Annotated in this window: 18 protein-coding genes; 12 read left to right on the top strand and 6 right to left on the bottom strand. The window is 45.4% G+C overall.

Features of this window, described 5'->3' with window-relative positions:
* Positions 1 to 177 precede the first annotated feature (177 nt).
* The gene (gene sucC / locus QTN94_RS11595) at positions 178 to 1,344 is read left to right on the top strand and encodes an ADP-forming succinate--CoA ligase subunit beta (RefSeq protein WP_138971792.1); all 1,167 of its coding nucleotides are present in this window, start codon (positions 178 to 180) and stop codon (positions 1,342 to 1,344) included.
* Positions 1,344 to 2,216, top strand: a complete 873-nt coding sequence (gene sucD, locus QTN94_RS11590) for a succinate--CoA ligase subunit alpha (protein ID WP_138971793.1) — start codon at positions 1,344 to 1,346, stop codon at positions 2,214 to 2,216. The genes sucC and sucD overlap by 1 nt, the downstream gene beginning before the upstream one ends.
* 114 nt (positions 2,217 to 2,330) lie before the next feature.
* Here the strand turns inward: sucD and QTN94_RS11585 are convergent, their stop codons facing one another.
* Positions 2,331 to 2,618: a hypothetical protein gene (locus tag QTN94_RS11585; protein WP_331427723.1), complete on the bottom strand. Its 288-nt coding sequence runs from the start codon at positions 2,616 to 2,618 to the stop codon at positions 2,331 to 2,333.
* Between the two features lie 787 nt (positions 2,619 to 3,405).
* Between QTN94_RS11585 and QTN94_RS11580 the strand changes: the two genes are divergently transcribed.
* Positions 3,406 to 3,924, top strand: a complete 519-nt coding sequence (locus tag QTN94_RS11580) for a GNAT family N-acetyltransferase (protein WP_331427722.1) — start codon at positions 3,406 to 3,408, stop codon at positions 3,922 to 3,924.
* Here QTN94_RS11580 and QTN94_RS11575 read toward each other — a convergent pair.
* Together QTN94_RS11575 and QTN94_RS11570 are read right to left on the bottom strand one after the other, a co-directional pair.
* On the bottom strand, positions 3,872 to 4,171 hold the full coding sequence (locus QTN94_RS11575) for a DUF3301 domain-containing protein (RefSeq protein WP_138971819.1): 300 nt from the start codon (positions 4,169 to 4,171) through the stop codon (positions 3,872 to 3,874). The two genes, QTN94_RS11580 and QTN94_RS11575, sit on opposite strands and share 53 nt — an antisense overlap.
* A gap of 2 nt (positions 4,172 to 4,173) precedes the next feature.
* Complete coding sequence (locus QTN94_RS11570; RefSeq protein ID WP_331427721.1) at positions 4,174 to 5,211, bottom strand: DUF3549 family protein; 1,038 nt, start codon at positions 5,209 to 5,211, stop codon at positions 4,174 to 4,176.
* A gap of 77 nt (positions 5,212 to 5,288) precedes the next feature.
* On the opposite strand from QTN94_RS11570, the gene QTN94_RS11565 reads away from it, so the two are divergent.
* Together QTN94_RS11565 and truC are read left to right on the top strand one after the other, a co-directional pair.
* Positions 5,289 to 5,603 carry a YqcC family protein gene (locus QTN94_RS11565; protein ID WP_331427720.1) on the top strand — a complete coding sequence of 105 codons (315 nt, stop codon included), beginning with the start codon at positions 5,289 to 5,291 and terminating at the stop codon, positions 5,601 to 5,603.
* Positions 5,594 to 6,322 (top strand): tRNA pseudouridine(65) synthase TruC, encoded by a 729-nt coding sequence (gene truC, locus QTN94_RS11560; protein WP_331427719.1) that lies wholly within the window; start codon positions 5,594 to 5,596, stop codon positions 6,320 to 6,322. Before QTN94_RS11565 ends, truC begins: the two co-directional genes overlap by 10 nt.
* Positions 6,323 to 6,883: 561 nt before the next feature.
* Here the strand turns inward: truC and dxs are convergent.
* The 3 genes from dxs to xseB are packed head-to-tail and all read right to left on the bottom strand — an operon-like array spanning position 6,884 to position 9,918.
* Positions 6,884 to 8,749 (bottom strand): 1-deoxy-D-xylulose-5-phosphate synthase, encoded by a 1,866-nt coding sequence (gene dxs / locus QTN94_RS11555; protein WP_138971800.1) that lies wholly within the window; start codon positions 8,747 to 8,749, stop codon positions 6,884 to 6,886.
* Between the two features lie 20 nt (positions 8,750 to 8,769).
* Positions 8,770 to 9,654, bottom strand: coding sequence for a (2E,6E)-farnesyl diphosphate synthase (gene ispA / locus QTN94_RS11550; protein WP_331427739.1), 885 nt, complete (start codon positions 9,652 to 9,654; stop codon positions 8,770 to 8,772).
* A gap of 21 nt (positions 9,655 to 9,675) precedes the next feature.
* Positions 9,676 to 9,918, bottom strand: a complete 243-nt coding sequence (gene xseB / locus QTN94_RS11545) for an exodeoxyribonuclease VII small subunit (protein ID WP_138971801.1) — start codon at positions 9,916 to 9,918, stop codon at positions 9,676 to 9,678.
* A gap of 262 nt (positions 9,919 to 10,180) precedes the next feature.
* Between xseB and pomA the strand changes: the two genes are divergently transcribed.
* The 7 genes from pomA to rlmM all read left to right on the top strand — a co-directional run bounded on the left by pomA (position 10,181) and on the right by rlmM (position 16,876).
* The gene (pomA, locus tag QTN94_RS11540; protein ID WP_138971802.1) at positions 10,181 to 10,945 is read left to right on the top strand and encodes a flagellar motor protein PomA; all 765 of its coding nucleotides are present in this window, start codon (positions 10,181 to 10,183) and stop codon (positions 10,943 to 10,945) included.
* Between the two features lie 10 nt (positions 10,946 to 10,955).
* Positions 10,956 to 11,900, top strand: coding sequence for a flagellar motor protein MotB (locus QTN94_RS11535; RefSeq protein ID WP_331427718.1), 945 nt, complete (start codon positions 10,956 to 10,958; stop codon positions 11,898 to 11,900).
* Positions 11,901 to 12,052: 152 nt separating this feature from the next.
* Positions 12,053 to 13,501 carry a tRNA uracil 4-sulfurtransferase ThiI gene (gene thiI, locus QTN94_RS11530; RefSeq protein WP_331427717.1) on the top strand — a complete coding sequence of 483 codons (1,449 nt, stop codon included), beginning with the start codon at positions 12,053 to 12,055 and terminating at the stop codon, positions 13,499 to 13,501.
* Between the two features lie 371 nt (positions 13,502 to 13,872).
* Entirely contained in the window at positions 13,873 to 14,781 is a 909-nt protein-coding gene (locus QTN94_RS11525) for a transcriptional regulator GcvA (RefSeq protein WP_138971806.1), read from the top strand.
* Entirely contained in the window at positions 14,774 to 15,400 is a 627-nt protein-coding gene (locus QTN94_RS11520; protein ID WP_331427716.1) for an alpha/beta fold hydrolase, read from the top strand. The genes QTN94_RS11525 and QTN94_RS11520 overlap by 8 nt, the downstream gene beginning before the upstream one ends.
* Positions 15,390 to 15,788 carry a DUF423 domain-containing protein gene (locus tag QTN94_RS11515; RefSeq protein WP_331427715.1) on the top strand — a complete coding sequence of 133 codons (399 nt, stop codon included), beginning with the start codon at positions 15,390 to 15,392 and terminating at the stop codon, positions 15,786 to 15,788. Before QTN94_RS11520 ends, QTN94_RS11515 begins: the two co-directional genes overlap by 11 nt.
* Positions 15,785 to 16,876, top strand: coding sequence for a 23S rRNA (cytidine(2498)-2'-O)-methyltransferase RlmM (gene rlmM, locus QTN94_RS11510; RefSeq protein WP_331427714.1), 1,092 nt, complete (start codon positions 15,785 to 15,787; stop codon positions 16,874 to 16,876). The genes QTN94_RS11515 and rlmM overlap by 4 nt, the downstream gene beginning before the upstream one ends.
* Positions 16,877 to 17,154: the final 278 nt, after the last annotated feature.

Genomic DNA, 17,154 nt, shown 5'->3' with positions numbered 1-17,154 from the left:
GTCAGTCATTCTGGCTAGGCGTGCGATAGTTTTAAAGGCTAGACTAGCTCAACTGTCTGGCCTTCATTTGAATCGTTAAGCTACTAGAAAATAGATCGCGGTTGATTTGAGAAGACCCTACAGACGAGTGCTAAAACAGCGCCGTTATGGAAATAATAAAATAAACGGAATATCAAAATGAATTTGCATGAATACCAAGCCAAACAGCTGTTTGCAGAATTCGGTTTGCCTGTACCGGAAGGTTACGCGTGTGATACACCACAAGAAGCTTTTGAAGCGGCGGGTCGTATCTCTACTGAGAAGAAAGTAGTCAAATGTCAGGTTCACGCAGGTGGACGTGGTAAAGCGGGTGGCGTCGAGCTACACGATACGAAAGACGGCGTTAAAGAGTTCGCACAAAAGTGGCTAGGTAAAAACCTAGTGACTTACCAAACAGACGCGAATGGCCAGCCTGTAACAAAAATCCTAGTTGAAGAAGCATCAAACATTGCTAACGAACTTTACCTAGGTGCGGTTGTTGACCGTGCAACTCGTAAAGTTGTATTCATGGCTTCAACTGAAGGTGGTGTTGAAATCGAGAAAGTTGCAGAAGAAACGCCAGAGTTGATTCATAAAGCAGCTATCGATCCACTCGTAGGCCCTCAAGCTTACCAAGGCCGTGAGCTAGCGTTCAAGCTAGGTCTTGAAGGCGACCAAATTAAGCAGTTTGTTAAGATCTTCATGGGTCTTGGCAACATGTTCTCTCAGTACGACCTAGCTCTACTAGAGATCAACCCTCTTGTCATTACTAGCGAAGGCAACTTGCTGTGTCTAGACGGTAAGATCAACATTGACTCTAACGCAATGTACCGCCAGCCTAAGCTACGTGAAATGCACGATCCTTCGCAAGAAGATGAGCGCGAAGCGCACGCAGCTCAGTGGGAACTGAACTACGTAGCCCTAGACGGTAACGTTGGCTGTATGGTTAACGGTGCTGGCCTAGCAATGGGTACGATGGATATCGTAAACCTACACGGTGGTAAGCCAGCGAACTTCCTAGATGTAGGTGGTGGCGCGACAAAAGAGCGTGTAGCAGAAGCATTTAAGATCATCCTTTCTGATGACAATGTTAAAGCAGTACTCGTTAACATCTTCGGTGGTATCGTACGTTGTGACATGATCGCTGAAGGTATTATTGGTGCGGTTAAAGAGGTAGGTGTAAACGTACCTGTTGTTGTTCGTCTAGAAGGTACTAATGCAGACTTAGGTCGCGAAGTTCTTGCTAATTCTGATGTTGATATCATTGCAGCTGAGTCTCTAACTGACGCAGCTCAGAAAGTTGTTGCTGCTGCGGAGGGCAAATAATGTCTGTACTAATTAATAAAGACACGAAAGTAATCTGTCAGGGTTTCACTGGTGGTCAAGGTACTTTCCACTCTGAGCAAGCTATCGCATACGGCACACAAATGGTTGGTGGTGTCTCTCCTGGTAAAGGCGGTCAAACACACCTAGGTCTTCCTGTATTCAACACAGTACGTGAAGCAGTAGAAACGACTGGCGCAACAGCAACAGTTATCTACGTACCAGCACCTTTCTGTAAAGATGCCATCCTTGAAGCGATTGATGCGGGCATCGAGCTAATCGTAACTATCACTGAAGGTATCCCTACAACAGATATGATCGACGTGAAAGTGAAGCTAGAAGAAACTGGCGTTCGCATGATCGGTCCTAACTGTCCGGGTCTTATCACTCCTGACGAGTGTAAGATTGGTATCATGCCTGGTCATATCCACAAGAAAGGTAAAGTGGGGATCGTATCTCGTTCAGGTACACTAACTTACGAAGCAGTTAAGCAAACTACTGACGAAGGTTTTGGTCAGTCGACTTGTGTCGGTATTGGTGGTGACCCAATCCCAGGTTCAAACTTCATTGATATTCTGAAGTTGTTCCAAGAAGATCCTGAAACAGAAGCTATCGTAATGATCGGTGAAATCGGTGGTACGGCTGAAGAAGAAGCGGCAGCGTTCATTAAAGAGAACGTCACTAAGCCAGTCGTTTCTTACATCGCTGGTGTTACTGCTCCTCCAGGCAAGCGTATGGGCCATGCTGGTGCGATCATCTCTGGTGGTAAAGGTACAGCAGAAGACAAGTTCGCTGCACTAGAAGCTGCGGGCGTTAAGACGGTTAAGTCTCTTGCTGATATCGGCAAAGGTCTACGCGAAGTAACAGGTTGGTAATTCAACCGTTGACACTAAAAGGCTTGGCAATACGCCAAGCCTTTTTTGTTTGTGTTTAAAAGAGTGGTTCACGGCTTCCATCGCTGTCAAATGAATCAGCCCAGTGATATCCACTTAGATATCGAGCTTCTTCTCCAGCGCTATAAGTCTTTCTGTTAAGTTGGCGACTTGCACTTCGAGTTCAGCTATTCGCTCCATTTCAGAACCTGAGCTTTGAGCGGCGACTTCTACCTTGGGTACGTGGTTTGCGCTTTTCCAGCTTTTGATTGTTGTGATCAACGCTGGCATGGGTACAGTCGTGCTCAATCTAGCCTTCACCAGAGCAACCGTTGGCTCTTTCCCTTCTGATTGTAACTGTTCAAGGATACTTCTTAGCTCTTGGCTAACGTCTTGAGTAAGCATAAAACCTCCATTGTGCTGATAAGGGTAATAATACTGGTCCTATGATTTATTGACTAATGGAAAATTAAGAAAAGTCGTGTGAGATATATCTTACAAGTGTTGTAAGACAATCTGTGTTTTAAACGGGCGGATAGATGGAATTTTTGTTGTAAATTATTGATATTTAATGCTTTGGTGCTTTTGTGAACAACGAAGTCAAAAATTATTTTTTACAGATGGATTGTACCTAAACGCTAATAGGGTAAATTAGAACCTGTCGGTAGGATGCTGACTCGGAACAGGAAAACCAAGGATTGGAGTCTTCAGGAAGAAGAATGGTTGACTAGGATAGTTGATCAGGCATGGAGCGAAAGGACATTGTATGGATACGTTCACTAGCTAGGATGGTTGGTGACTAAGGAAAGACAATGGACACCTCGAGGATGAGGTCAGGACAGTATCAGGATGATACTAAGGACACCGCTCAAGGAACAAGTGAAGTGAGCTGACGGGGATGTTAGCTATCAGGATGATTAGGACACCGCTAGGACGGCGAAGTTAGGACAATACTGAAGGATTCAGTAACTATTATGGAAGATGCATGGAGCAACTTTTGTAGCCGGACTGCTGCGAGTAAGACTATAGCCCCGATACTAACGTATCGGGGCTTTTCTTAGATCTCACCTTTAGAAAAACTCAAACAACAACGTGCCAAAAAACGTTCTAGATCAATAAAGATTGCCATCAGTTGGTTTAACTTCTCGGCTTTGTTTTAAAAGACAATTATTGCTGCTTACAAGGATGTGTCATGACGATAGTGACTCGCCGATCGTTATTGGTCCCTTATAACGACTCTCTACAATCTGAATTTTTGATGCTCAACTGTTGTGCTATTAACCGTGCTCAGATGAATGGAGCACAGACGGTATCTTCTGCTAAAAACCAGTTTGAGAAAGTACTCAATGATCGCACCATATTTGCGATGGCAGTGCTTGATAGTCACACAAGAGAGTACATGGGACACGTGTTTATTTCTGATTTAGACACGCTTCCTGAGCTTGGTTATATCTTTGACAAAGAGTACTGGGGCAGGGGTATTGCCAGTGAAGTAGTGCAGGCTTTCTTTTCCAAAGCAGCAAGAGATTTGAACCTAGAGCGAGTTATCGCTACCGCCAATGTCGATCATGAGGCGTCGATTCGAATTCTGAAGAAACTTGGTTTCGTATTGAATGCCCACAAACAAGATACGTTTGGTCCCTATGATGAGTTTGTCTTTACATCCGATGTGGCGGCAACTCCACCTTGGCTAGTTGGAAACCTTGCATAAAGATGTGGCCTTGATAGCAGTCATCACCAAGCGACGAAAACTCGAACTGATAAACCGAATGCCAACGCCAGACACCGTCTGGCGTTTTCAGTTTGTGACCTTTAAGCGCCACGCTCAGCAACTGCAAATCGAGCTCTTTACATTTTCGAGAGGCGATACTTTTCGCTAACTCTGCCTGACGTCTTTGTTGCCAAAAAATTAGGCATACAATGGCAAGTGCGAGGATGGCGAACAGGTCATAAATCATAATTACGCCTTAGCGGCTTGCTGTAGGTTAATCAGTGCTTTTGCCAACTCTTCTGATGGGCTGGAGTGAAGCAAAGGAAGCAGTACCATACGAAGCTCAGGGAGCATAACCAAATCGGCGAATAGCTGGTTAAACAGTGTCTGGTTGCCCGTCTGTGCGAGGCGCAGTAGGAATTGTTCGGCAATATCGGCCTCTCTTAACCAGTGCCAACATCGTCCCGCGATACCAATCAGTACCTCTTGATGACTCAAACGCGCACTTGAAAGAATCTTACCAATGATAGGTTGAGCGATGGCTTCCTCTGCTCCGGATAAGGCTCTCGTGAGCGCGGATAGTAGAAAGAGATCTGGATCGTGACTGTCAATCTGTGTCTGAGCCATTTCGGCAAGGTTTTGTGCGAGTTTTGTTGGTAACTCGGTATGTTCAAGCGCACCTAGCAAGGCATAGAGAGGTTCGGAAGGCAGATGTTTTAGTGCCTTACGAACGTTGACGCCATTTTGTTCCTGCCCAAGTCGCGCACAGATATCGGTCACCCCTTGTAAACCAACTGTGTGCCATTTATCCCATTCCAACTCGCCTGCAAAGTATAATTGCGCATGTTCGTAGTACTGGCTGCAAGGTAAATTCATCGCCGCGCGGACTTGGCTATGAAAGACCGCCATTTTGTCGTCTGCCGGCTTAAAGGTATAGGGATTGTTTGCCAGTTTGTCTTGTTGCTCTTCACTTAGCTCTTGGCTAAGACGCGTGCCCATTGCTTCAATGACATATTTGATGAAGTTACCAATATCTGCTTGTTTAAGTAAGCCACGCTCATCTAATTCAAATTTTAGAAACCAAATCCAAGGCTGCTGCTCTTGATTCCAGTAGGCGATAGCGATGTGTGCCTTACGCTGCATTGGATAGGGATAGGCAAGCTGGCCTTTTTCAGCGTCAGCAAAGACCTTTGCGTCGATCTGTTTAATACGACGTCCAAGATCAAAGACCTGATATTGGCAATCACTGTCGGTAAGGAGTTGAGTGAGAGTATGAATGGTTTCCATTGAAGCAATTGTCCTAACTTTATTTACTCTATAAATGGTATTCTATTGCCAATTTTCAAGGTTCCAAACAAAGATTAATGACAAAAGTGAAACAATTGACCGAGCTTATCGACGAGTTAGAGTTGTTGATGCAACAACTTGGTCAATGGCAAGCGACACCCCCAAGCAAACAGGCTCTGAGTAGTCATCAGCCGTTTGCCATTGACACCTTAACGCCAAGCGAGTGGTTGCAGTGGATCTTCATTGCCCGTATCCGTTTGCTGATAGAACAAAATCAGCCACTACCGAGCGGATTTTCAATTGCGCCTTACTTTGAGGAGTGCTGGAAAGAACAGCCGCAATTAACATCTTTAGTTACAATTATTCAAAAGTTAGATGAGGAATGCCGCTAGTGCTGGAGATCGTATATCAAGACGAGTATTTCGTTGCCGTCAACAAACCTGCGGGTATGTTAGTTCATCGCAGTTGGCTGGATAAGCACGAAACTCAATTTGTCATGCAAACATTGCGTGACCAAATTGGTCAGCATGTCTTTCCGCTTCATCGCTTGGATAGACCGACTTCCGGGGTTCTTATTTTTGCATTATCAAGTGAGGTTGCGTCTCAAGTGATGCCGATGTTTGCGAATCACGAGATGGAAAAAACCTATCATGCGGTTGTTCGCGGTTGGATCATGGAATCCGGTCGTCTCGACTATGCACTTAAGGTTGAGTTGGACAAAATTGCAGATAAGCATGCTAGCCAAGATAAAGAAGCACAAGAAGCGATCACTGACTATCAACCACTGGCTCAAGTCGAAATCCCCCATTCCACGGGGAGCTTTCCGACCACTCGTTACTGCTTAATGGAGATGAAGCCACTGACTGGACGAAAACACCAGCTCAGACGCCATATGGCTCATCTACGCCATCCAATCGTTGGTGATACGACACATGGTGACGGTAAACACAACAAGTTGTTTAGAGAATTGTACGACTCGCATAGACTCTTGCTTCACGCTTCTTCCCTTAAGTTTGTTCATCCATTTACTCAGCGAGAAATTACCATTGAAGCGGGGTTAGATGAAACGTGGCAAAAACTGTGTGCTGAGTTTGGCTGGTCAGCGCCTTAAACTGATCACGTTGAGATTGACCTTTCTCGATAAAAAAGCTCGTCATAATGTAATGACGAGCTGATTCTAGCCTAATGGACTAGTAAAGGTGGCACGCGCCAGTATTGAGCAACGTGAGTGGTTTCTTTATGGTTTGCTATGACGTGTGACAGGCGTGGCAGCAATAATAACAGCCGTTTATTTTAAGCTCAGGGAATGTGTTTTTTGCATGCTCTAAGGCGCTTTGACTTGAGGAATGAAGCCCTAGTTTGATGAGATTCTCCACCCTTGGCATATATGTACAACCCGTTGTGGCATTATGAATTTCGTGTTCACCAGCGTATTGCGACTGTTTGGTGAGAATGTATTTGTGATTCATGGTTTTGCCTCGTTATAGTTTTGATTCACATATCAAAAAAAGTGTGCCTACAAGTAAGCAACGCAGCAAATTACAGTCATTGTTCTGGAATATTATTCCCAAATGTTAATGCTTACTTTGGTAATTGCGATCTAAGATCGTAGGAGAGCGGAGACAAAAATGCCCTCATTGAGAGGGCATTGGATAGGTTGCAAGCTGTTTAACTAGCTTGCTAAATATTGACGAATAGCAACTTCGATACCTTTGCCATCAAGGCCAAGCTCTTGATACAGCTCTTCTTGAGTACCCTGATGAATGAACTTATCCGGGAGGCCAAGGTTGAGTACTGGCTTGATAAGTTTCTCTCTCATCATAAATTCGACTACGCCAGAACCTGCACCGCCAGCGATGGCGTTTTCTTCGATGGTGACGATGACGTCGTGTTCAGCGGCAAGCTGTTTAATCAACTCTTCATCGAGTGGTTTGACAAAGCGCATATCCGCTACCGTGGCATTGAGTGCTTGTGCGGCCTCAAGTGCATTACCTAAGAAGGTGCCGAAGTTGAGGATAGCGATTTTCTCACCTTGACGAACTAGGCGGCCTTTACCGATTTCTAATGCAGTAAACTGTTTCTCTATGTCAACGCCCATGCCTGTACCACGAGGGTAACGGACAGCCGATGGGCCAGTATGTTGATGACCAGTGTAGAGCATTTGACGGCATTCGTTCTCATCGCTCGGCGCCATGATGACCATATTCGGGATACAGCGCATAAAGCTCAGGTCAAAGGCACCTTGGTGAGTTTGACCGTCCGCACCAACCAGCCCTGCACGGTCTATAGCAAACATTACCGGTAAATCCATGATAGCAACATCGTGAATGAGCTGATCGTAGCCACGCTGCAAGAAGGTAGAATATATCGCCACAATAGGGTGATCGCCAGCAATGGCCATGCCTGTAGCCAAGGTCACTGCATGTTGCTCAGCAATCGCAACATCGAAGTATTGGTCAGGATACTCTTTAGAGAAGCGAACCATCCCAGAACCTTCACGCATAGCGGGAGTGATCGCCATAAGCTTAGGATCTTGAGCCGCCATATCACACAGGAAGTCACCGAAAATTTTTGAGTAACTTGGCAGTCCACCGCTGCTTTTTGGCAGGGAGTTGTGGCTCGGGTCGAACTTAGGCACGCCGTGGTAGCCAATCGGGTCTTTTTCTGCTGGCTCGTAGCCTTTGCCTTTTTTGGTCATGATATGCAAAAACTGCGGACCTTTTAGTTCACGCATGTTCTTTAGAGTTTTGACCAACTCATTTACGTCATGGCCATCGACAGGGCCGATGTAGTTAAAACCTAACTCTTCAAATAGAGTGCCTGGTACCACCATGCCTTTAAGATGTTCTTCAGTACGACGAACCAACTCTTTAATCGGGGGGACACCTGACAGTACTTTTTTACCGCCTTCACGGATCGAGGTGTACAAGCTTCCTGATAGTACTTGAGCTAAATGATTGTTCAGAGCACCAACGTTCTCAGAAATCGACATTTCATTGTCGTTTAAGATCACCAGCATATCAGGGTGGACATCACCCGCATGGTTCATGGCTTCAAATGCCATCCCTGCGGTGATAGCACCATCGCCGATCACACTAACGACTTTGCGGTTTTTGCCTTCTTTACCCGCACTGATAGCCATACCAAGGCCAGCACTGATCGATGTCGAAGAGTGGCCGACTGATAGTGTGTCGTACTCGCTCTCTTCACGCCATGGGAAGGGGTGTAAACCATCTTTTTGGCGAATCGTTGGCATTTGGTCGCGACGACCCGTTAGGATTTTATGCGGGTACGCTTGGTGACCAACATCCCACACCAATTGATCAAAAGGTGTGTTGTAGACGTAGTGAAGCGCCACAGTCAGTTCAACTGTGCCTAGACCAGAAGCTAGGTGGCCGCTGGATTGACTTACTGAATTAAGTAAGTAAGTGCGTAATTCATCACACAGCTTTGGCAGCACTTCCTTAGGAAGGCTGCGCAGCTCATCAGGAGTATCTGCTAGAGCCAGTGTCGGATATTTCGAAATATCAAGAGTCATATAAATGCGCGCTTATAGTGTTAGTTCTTGCGCTCGATGACGTATCGGGCGAACTCTTCGAGTAACTCTGTATTGTATGGGATTGCGTCCAAAGCTTGAAGAGCTTCATTTAACAGAGTGTGAGCTTTGTTTATAGCTCCGTCCAATCCTAGCAAAGCGGGATAGGTACTTTTGTTTAATTGTTGGTCAGAACCTTGTGGTTTACCCAAGGTTTCAGTATCACTAATGATATCTAGAATGTCATCTTGGACTTGGAAAGCGAGACCAATAGCATCGGCATATTGATCTAGAAGCGGCAGGACTTGCGCTCCTTTTTCACCGGCGGCTAAGGCGCCTAAACGAATGGCTGATTTCATTAACGCCCCCGTTTTGTTGCGGTGAATCTCTTCCAACTCTTCGAGCGTTACGCTGCGGTTTTCTGCGGCTAAGTCTAGGGCTTGGCCCATACACATACCATTGGCACCGGAAGCATCGGCAAGCACCTTTACCATCTGAATACGTTGCCTTTCTGCATGTGGAGCCAAAGGGCCTTCTGCGAGAATGGTAAACGCAAGGGTTTGCAGTGCATCACCCGTCAAGATAGCGGTCGCTTCGTCAAACTTGATGTGGCAGGTTGGGTGACCACGACGCAGTTCATCGTCATCCATAGCCGGTAAGTCATCATGAATTAACGAGTAAGCATGGATGCACTCAACAGCGGAAGCCGGAGTGTCTAAGTCGTTAAGTTCGCATCCGAGCATCTGGCCAGTAATATAGACCAGAAACGGACGGGCGCGTTTGCCACCAAGCAATAAGCCATAACGCATCGCCTCGATAAGAGGTAGGTTTTGATGGGGCAATGACTTGAGCCAGTTTTCTAACTGGGCATTGTTTCGTTGTTGTAGTGAGGATAGTGCCTCTTGCATAACAGACATCTTCTCGTTCAATTACTCTGGTAGAGCATCGAAATCACTCAGTGGCGATTCGTCATCGTTTTGTAACAAAATACTGACACGTTGTTCAGCATCACTGAGTTTGGCTTGGCCTGCGCGAGCAAGCGTAATACCACGCTCAAAGTTCTTGAGTGCATCGTCTAATGCTAAATCACCATTTTCGAGGTTTTCTACAATCGCATCGAGCTCTTCAATCGTCGCTTCGAAGGTCATGTTTTCCGGTTTTTTGCTCGCCATAACTTTTCTACACAGGTAAAGATGCTCGAAAGTTACCTTAGCCATTAATGATGGTCAAATTTAACCGAGTAAATTTGTCAGAAAAATGGAGTTAAAGCGTTCATTTTATGTAGCCAAGTAAATAATAGGGTTAAAGGCCTAGTACTCAGAATGGGGTAAGCATCTATATTTATGTGAATGCGGTATCAATAAAATACTAAAGATCTGAAGATGTTGCCGATATAATTTGTTAGAAGCTCAAAGATAGCATGAGGAGTGCTCTGTGGATTTAGCAACGCTGATAGGACTGATTGGCGGTTTGGCTTTCGTTGTCATGGCGATGATACTCGGCGGAAGCATTATGATGTTCGTCGATGTCACATCAATACTTATCGTGGTGGGTGGTTCTACCTTCGTGGTGTTGATGAAGTTCACTATGGGGCAGTTTTTTGGTGCCGCCAAGATCGCCGGTAAAGCCTTTATGTTCAAAGCTGATGAGCCTGAAGATTTGATCGCTAAAGTGGTTGAAATGGCTGACGCAGCTCGTAAAGGTGGATTTCTTGCCCTTGAGGAGATGGAGATCAGTAACAGCTTTATGCAAAAAGGCATCGACTTACTCGTCGATGGTCACGATGCTGATGTTGTTCGTGCCGCGCTGCAAAAAGACATCGCGCTGACGGATGAGCGACATGATTTTGGTTCGAGTGTTTTCAGAGCATTCGGTGACGTTGCGCCTGCGATGGGGATGATCGGTACACTGGTTGGTCTGGTTGCGATGCTGTCTAACATGGATGATCCTAAAGCGATCGGTCCTGCAATGGCGGTTGCGCTTTTGACAACCTTATACGGTGCGATCTTGTCTAACATGTTGTTTTTCCCGATTGCGGACAAGCTTTCACTGCGCCGTGAGCAAGAAAAATTGAATCGTCGTCTGATTATGGATGGCGTCTTAGCAATCCAAGATGGCCAAAACCCTCGAGTGATAGATAGTTATCTGAAAAACTACCTCAATGAAGGTAAACGTGCTCTTGACGTAGATAACGAGTAAGGACGCAGTTATGGATGATGATAACGACTGCAAATGTCCGCCGCCCGGCCTCCCGCTTTGGATGGGAACATTTGCAGACTTGATGTCACTATTGATGTGTTTCTTCGTACTGCTTCTTTCGTTTTCGGAGATGGACGTACTGAAGTTCAAACAGATCGCAGGTTCGATGAAGTTTGCATTTGGTGTTCAAAACCGTCTTGAAGTGAAAGATATCCCTAAAGGTACCAGTATCATTGCGCAAGAGTTTAGGCCAGGTCGCCCTGAGCCAACACCGATTGACGTGATTATGCAACAGACCATCGATATTACTCAGCAGACGCTTGAATTTCACGAAGGTGAATCAGATAGAGCTGGTGGTACTCAAAGGGATCAAGGTTCCTTAACTGGTGGACAATCACCAGATACTTCAACGCAGAACAATCAAAATTCTGAGTCGGATAATGAGCAGCAACAGTCTGCTGAGATGTCTCAAGAGCTTGAAACTGTAATGGAAAGTATCAAGAAAGCTCTAGAACGCGAGATAGAGCAAGGCGCGATTGAAGTTGAAAATCTCGGTCAGCAAATAGATATACGCATTAGAGAAAAAGGCGCGTTCCCAGAAGGCTCAGCATTCTTACAACCTAAGTTCCGACCTTTGGTGCGTCAGATAGCCGATTTGGTCAAAGACATTCCGGGGGTTGTGAGAGTATCAGGGCATACAGACAATCAACGTATTGATTCTGAACTCTACCGATCTAACTGGGATCTGTCGGCGCAGCGTGCTGTCTCTGTTGCTCAAGAAATGGAGAAGGTACGTGGGTTTAATCACCAACGTCTCCGAGTGAGGGGTATGGCAGATACAGAGCCGTTGGGGCCAAATGATACTGAAGCTCAACGTTCAAGAAATCGACGAGTAGAAATCAGTATTATGCAAGGTGAACCACTTCTGAGTGACGAAGTTACTGCTTTACAATAGCAAGCTAAAAAGACGAGCAAAAAGCTCGTCTTTTTTATGGGCATTGCTTCATGTATAATCTTGCGCCCTTAGAGGCAGTACATGGCGAAAGACCGCTGCTACGCTCTAATAGAGCATTAAACTAGCGAAACAGTTAACTTGTGAAGTGAATTATGAAATTTATCGTAAAGCCCCATCCAGAAATTTTTGTAAAAAGTGAGTCTGTGCGTAAGCGCTTCACAAAGATTCTTGAATGCAATATCCGTAACATCGTCAAGAGTCGTACAGAGTCTGTTGCTGTCTTTAACCGCCGTGACCATATTGAAGTGACTTCTGAGTCATCTGAATACTACAAAGAGACTCTTGAAGTATTGACGCAAACTCCAGGTATCCACCATGTACTGGAAGTTCAGCAGTCAGAGTTCAAAGATCTGCATGACATCTACGAACAGGTGTTAGAGCTAAATCGTCCACTTATTGAAGGGAAAACCTTTGTGGTACGTGCTAAGCGCCGTGGTAAACATGACTTTACTTCAATTGAATTAGAGCGTTACGTCGGTGGTGGTCTGAACCAAGCGGTAGAAAGTGCGAGTGTTCGTTTACGCAACCCAGATGTGACCGTGAAACTTGAAGTCGCAAATGAAAAGCTAAATCAAGTAATCGCTCGTCACAAAGGTCTTGGTGGTTTCCCTCTGGGAACACAAGAAGATGTTCTTAGCTTGATCTCTGGTGGCTTTGATTCGGGCGTCTCTAGCTACCTGCACATCAAACGTGGTTCTAAAGTACATTACTGTTTCTTTAACCTAGGTGGTCCAGCGCACGAAATTGGCGTTAAGCAAGTCGCTTACTACCTATGGAATAAATACGGTTCTTCGGCAAAAGTACGTTTTATTTCCGTAGACTTTGAGCCTGTTGTAGGCGAGATCTTAGAGAAAGTGGATGACGGCCAAATGGGCGTTGTTCTTAAGCGTATGTTTATGCGTGCTGCGGGTATGGTGGCAGAGAAATTTAAGATTGAAGCTTTGGTGACTGGTGAGGCACTCGGTCAGGTTTCAAGCCAAACTCTGACCAACCTACGTCATATCGATAATGTGACTGATACGCTAATCCTACGTCCACTGATCAACTGGGATAAAGAAGACATCATTAACCTAGCTCGTGATATCGGCACTGAAGACTTCGCGAAAACAATGCCAGAGTACTGTGGTGTGATTTCTAAGAAGCCAACGGTTAAAGCGATTAAAGCGAAACTGGACGCTGAAGAAGAGAAATTCGATTTCGATATCCTTGAGCAAGTTGTCCGTGACGCGCGAGTGATGGATATTCGTGATATTGCTAAAGAGACAGAAAAAGCGGCTCCTGAAGTTGAGCAAGTTCAAGCAATTGAACAGCATGCGATTGTACTTGATATTCGTAGCCCTGAAGAGGAAGACGATAACCCGTTAGAAATTGACGGGGTAGAGGTTAAACACATTCCATTCTTCAAACTAGGCACTCAGTTTGGTGATCTAGACCAGTCGAAGACTTACCTGCTGTACTGTGACCGAGGCGTAATGAGCCGCCTACAGGCTCTTTACCTACAAGAGCAGGGCTTCCATAACGTGAAGGTTTACCGCCCTTAATCTCGGTAAATTCAAGGTTATTAAAAAGCGCAAATCGGTCACTCGATTTGCGCTTTTTTTATATCTATAAATTTCGCGCATAAAAAAACACCGCCATAGAGGCGGTGCTAAAAAATTTGACAGACAGGTCAAAATAAATACAGGAAGTATATGTTTCGTTGTTTTCAACGAAACTGGTAGAAACCTACCTAACTCGAAATACGAGTTTGCAAACACAACATCGCAACAAGAAGTCAATTGATTCAAAAGGGAACCAAGCCGTTCTGATTCCTCATTGCGGGGTGAAATATAGAATTTCTCTGGTCGTCAGGCAATGGACATTTTATAATGTTTCAGATTAAAAAAACTAATCCACTTTTTAGAAGGCTGCTATGTCTAGAAGATTACCTCCCTTAAACTCATTGAAAGTGTTTGAGGCTGCTGCTCGTCACTTGAGCTTTACTCGTGCGGCAGAGGAGTTGTTTGTGACTCAGGCTGCGGTTAGTCACCAAATTAAAGCGCTAGAAGAATTCCTCGGCTTAAAGCTATTTCGACGTCGAAATCGCTCGTTACTACTAACAGAAGAAGGGCAAAGCTACTTTCTCGATATAAAGGATATTTTTACATCTTTAGCAGAAGCTACTGACAAAGTGCTAGAGCGTAGTGAGAAGGGGGCGTTAACGATCAGTTTGCCACCTAGTTTTGCTATCCAGTGGCTAGTGCCTAGACTGGCCGATTTCAACCAGCAAGAACCGGATATCGATGTACGTATCAAGGCAGTGGATATGGATGAGGGTTCACTGACTGATGATGTTGATGTTGCTATCTATTATGGTCGAGGTAACTGGCCTGGCTTACGTGCCGATAAACTCTACCAAGAATTCTTGATCCCACTTTGTTCACCATCGTTACTTTTAGGTAACAAACCATTAGAAACTCTAAGTGATCTAAAGCAGCATACCTTGCTGCACGACACATCTCGTAAAGATTGGAAACAGTTTGCGAAACAAAATGGTATTGAAGGGGTAAATGTCAATCACGGACCGATATTCAGTCACTCAACCATGGTGTTACAAGCCGCTGCTCACGGCCAAGGTGTCGCTCTCGGAAACAATGTTCTGGCACAACCTGAGCTGGAAGCGGGTCGTTTAATTGCGCCATTCGATGAAGTATTGCTATCTAAAAATGCGTTTTATGTGGTTTGCCACGAGAAACAAGCCGATATGGGGCGAATTGCGACTTTCCGTGATTGGATGTTAGCGAAAGCACAGAGCGAGCAAGAGGAGTTGCTGGATGACTGATTATTTACGTGATGGCAAGTCATCCGATCCTCTGTTTATTTTCGCCCATGGTGCCGGTGCAGGGATGGATCATGAGTTTATGAACTCGGTTGCTAAAGGACTCGCAGACAAAGGTATTGAGGTTGTACGGTTTAACTTTCCATACATGGTCAAGCGAGCGGAAGATGGTAAGAAGCGTCCGCCAGATAGAGCGCCTAAGCTGCTTGAGGCCTTTCAAAAAGTGATTGGTGAGCTTGCTGGGGATACTCCCGTTGTGATTGGCGGCAAATCGATGGGTGGGCGCATGGCAAGTTTACTCGCAGATGCCCCTTTGGTGGCTGGCGTCGCGTGTTTAGGTTTTCCATTTCATCCTCCTGGTAAGCCGGAAAACTACAAAGGCGAACACTTAGCAACGCTGTCTAAGCCATGCCTTGTTTTGCAAGGAGAACGAGATACGTTTGGTAAACGTGAAGAGTTGAAAGACTTTCGTCTATCAGAAAGCGTTCAGACCGTGTTTATCCCAGATGGCGATCATAGCTTTAAGCCGCGAGTACGTTCAGGCCACAGCGAGCAAAGCAATATTGCTTTGGCAGTGGACAATCTCGCTGCTTTTATACTTGAGGTGTACGGTGAAAAGTAAATACCTATTGGCATTCGGTGGCTCATTAATGGGGGTAGGCGTTGGATTAGGCGCTTTTGCGGCCCATAGCCTCAAGTCGATGCTGTCACCTTATCTTATCGGTGTGTTCAACACTGGCGTTCAGTATCAGTTTATTCACGCGTTGGCGATTGTGGTTTGTGGTCTATTACTGCAGGTTAAATTGCAGCCAAAGTCACAAAAATATTTCGCCCTTGCAGCGATTTGCTTTATCATCGGCATCTTTTGTTTTAGCGGCAGCCTCTACGCACTTGCGTTAACCGGTATCAAATGGTTTGGTCCAATTACGCCATTGGGTGGTTTAACCTTTATGCTTGGGTGGGGACTGTTTGTCTACGCAGCACTACAGACTAAAGAGGTGAATCAGTGAAACAGTTAATGCTCTACTGCCGTAGTGGCTTTGAAAAAGAGTGTGCCGGAGAAATCCAAGATAGAGCCACTCAGTTAGAAGTGTTTGGTTTCCCACGCCTCAAGAAGAATACAGGTTATGTGCTGTTTGAATGCTACCAAGATGGTGATGCAGAAAAACTGGTAAAAGAGCTGGATTTTAAAGCGCTGATTTTTGCTCGTCAGATGTTTGCGGTAGCCACTGAAATTGAAGATCTCCCACGAGAAGACCGTATTTCTCCAATGCTTGAAGCGTTGAACGATGTTGATAGTATGCCTCGTTGTGGTGATATCCGCATTGAAACACCAGATACCAATGAAGCTAAAGAATTGCTTAAGTTCTGTCGTAAATTCACTGTCCCAATGCGTCAGGCGTTACGTGGTAAAGGTATTCTTTTTGCAAAAGATAGCCCTAAAAAGCCTGTGTTGCATATCTGTTTTGTTGCCTCTGGGCACTGTTTTGTTGGTTACTCTCTACCAGAGAATAACTCTCAATTCTTTATGGGGATCCCGCGTTTAAAATTCCCGGCAGATGCACCGAGTCGTTCTACGCTTAAGCTAGAGGAGGCCTTCCATGTCTTTATCCCTCGTGAAGAATGGGATGAGCGTTTAGCCGCAGGTATGTGGGGTGTTGATTTAGGTGCTTGTCCAGGTGGCTGGACGTATCAGCTCGTTAAACGTTCAATGTTTGTTCACTCGGTTGATAACGGCATGATGGCGGATAGTTTAATGGAGACGGGTCAGGTTAAGCATCACCAAGAAGATGGTTTCAAGTTCGAGCCAGCTCGTAAGAACGTTACTTGGTTAGTCTGTGACATGATTGAAAAGCCATCACGCGTAGCACAATTGATGGGTGAGTGGATCATCAGTGGTTGGGCTAAAGAGGCCATCTTTAACCTCAAACTACCGATGAAAGGCCGCTACGACGAAGTACTGCAAGATATTGAAAACTTGAAAATATTTATGATTGAAAACGGTGTTAAGTTCCGTCTGCAAGCTAAGCATCTGTATCATGACCGTGAAGAGATCACGGTTCATGTGAAATGTTTATCCAACATTTCGCCGCGCTAAAAGAGCCGCAAGTTTTTATTAACTGACAGTGACATGAAAGGGTTGACTTATAGAGTCAACCCTTTAGTTTTTTCGCCACTCGCCACTCGCCACTCGCCACTCGCCACTCGCCACTCGCCACTCACTTTCACTCTGGTGTGCTTGGAACAACATCTGCTAGATTCTGTACTTTGTAGCCTGGGTTATACCAGACTTGATTGACTTTATCCCACGGGATCGGGTCATCAAGTGATGGTCTTGGGTACATCTTGGGTGGTTGTGGTCTCTTTTTGGGTTTC

Source organism: Vibrio sp. M250220 (assembly GCF_036533795.1).
Lineage (GTDB): Bacteria > Pseudomonadota > Gammaproteobacteria > Enterobacterales > Vibrionaceae > Vibrio.
The sequence above is the reverse complement of the archived record's forward strand: the minus strand, read 5'-3'. Positions and strand labels throughout refer to the sequence as shown.

Excerpts from the sequence above, each read along its gene's own strand:
- sucD (WP_138971793.1), top strand. The coding sequence starts at position 1,344 with ATGTCTGTACTAATTAATAAAGACACGAAAGTAATCTGTCAGGGTTTC.
- QTN94_RS11570 (WP_331427721.1), bottom strand. The coding sequence starts at position 5,211 with ATGGAAACCATTCATACTCTCACTCAACTCCTTACCGACAGTGATTGC.
- QTN94_RS11585 (WP_331427723.1), bottom strand. The coding sequence starts at position 2,618 with ATGCTTACTCAAGACGTTAGCCAAGAGCTAAGAAGTATCCTTGAACAG.
- dxs (WP_138971800.1), bottom strand. The coding sequence starts at position 8,749 with ATGACTCTTGATATTTCGAAATATCCGACACTGGCTCTAGCAGATACT.
- QTN94_RS11535 (WP_331427718.1), top strand. The coding sequence starts at position 10,956 with ATGGATGATGATAACGACTGCAAATGTCCGCCGCCCGGCCTCCCGCTT.
- truC (WP_331427719.1), top strand. The coding sequence starts at position 5,594 with ATGCCGCTAGTGCTGGAGATCGTATATCAAGACGAGTATTTCGTTGCC.
- xseB (WP_138971801.1), bottom strand. The coding sequence starts at position 9,918 with ATGGCGAGCAAAAAACCGGAAAACATGACCTTCGAAGCGACGATTGAA.
- ispA (WP_331427739.1), bottom strand. The coding sequence starts at position 9,654 with ATGCAAGAGGCACTATCCTCACTACAACAACGAAACAATGCCCAGTTA.
- sucC (WP_138971792.1), top strand. The coding sequence starts at position 178 with ATGAATTTGCATGAATACCAAGCCAAACAGCTGTTTGCAGAATTCGGT.
- thiI (WP_331427717.1), top strand. The coding sequence starts at position 12,053 with ATGAAATTTATCGTAAAGCCCCATCCAGAAATTTTTGTAAAAAGTGAG.
- QTN94_RS11580 (WP_331427722.1), top strand. The coding sequence starts at position 3,406 with ATGACGATAGTGACTCGCCGATCGTTATTGGTCCCTTATAACGACTCT.
- QTN94_RS11520 (WP_331427716.1), top strand. The coding sequence starts at position 14,774 with ATGACTGATTATTTACGTGATGGCAAGTCATCCGATCCTCTGTTTATT.
- QTN94_RS11525 (WP_138971806.1), top strand. The coding sequence starts at position 13,873 with ATGTCTAGAAGATTACCTCCCTTAAACTCATTGAAAGTGTTTGAGGCT.
- QTN94_RS11565 (WP_331427720.1), top strand. The coding sequence starts at position 5,289 with ATGACAAAAGTGAAACAATTGACCGAGCTTATCGACGAGTTAGAGTTG.
- QTN94_RS11575 (WP_138971819.1), bottom strand. The coding sequence starts at position 4,171 with ATGATTTATGACCTGTTCGCCATCCTCGCACTTGCCATTGTATGCCTA.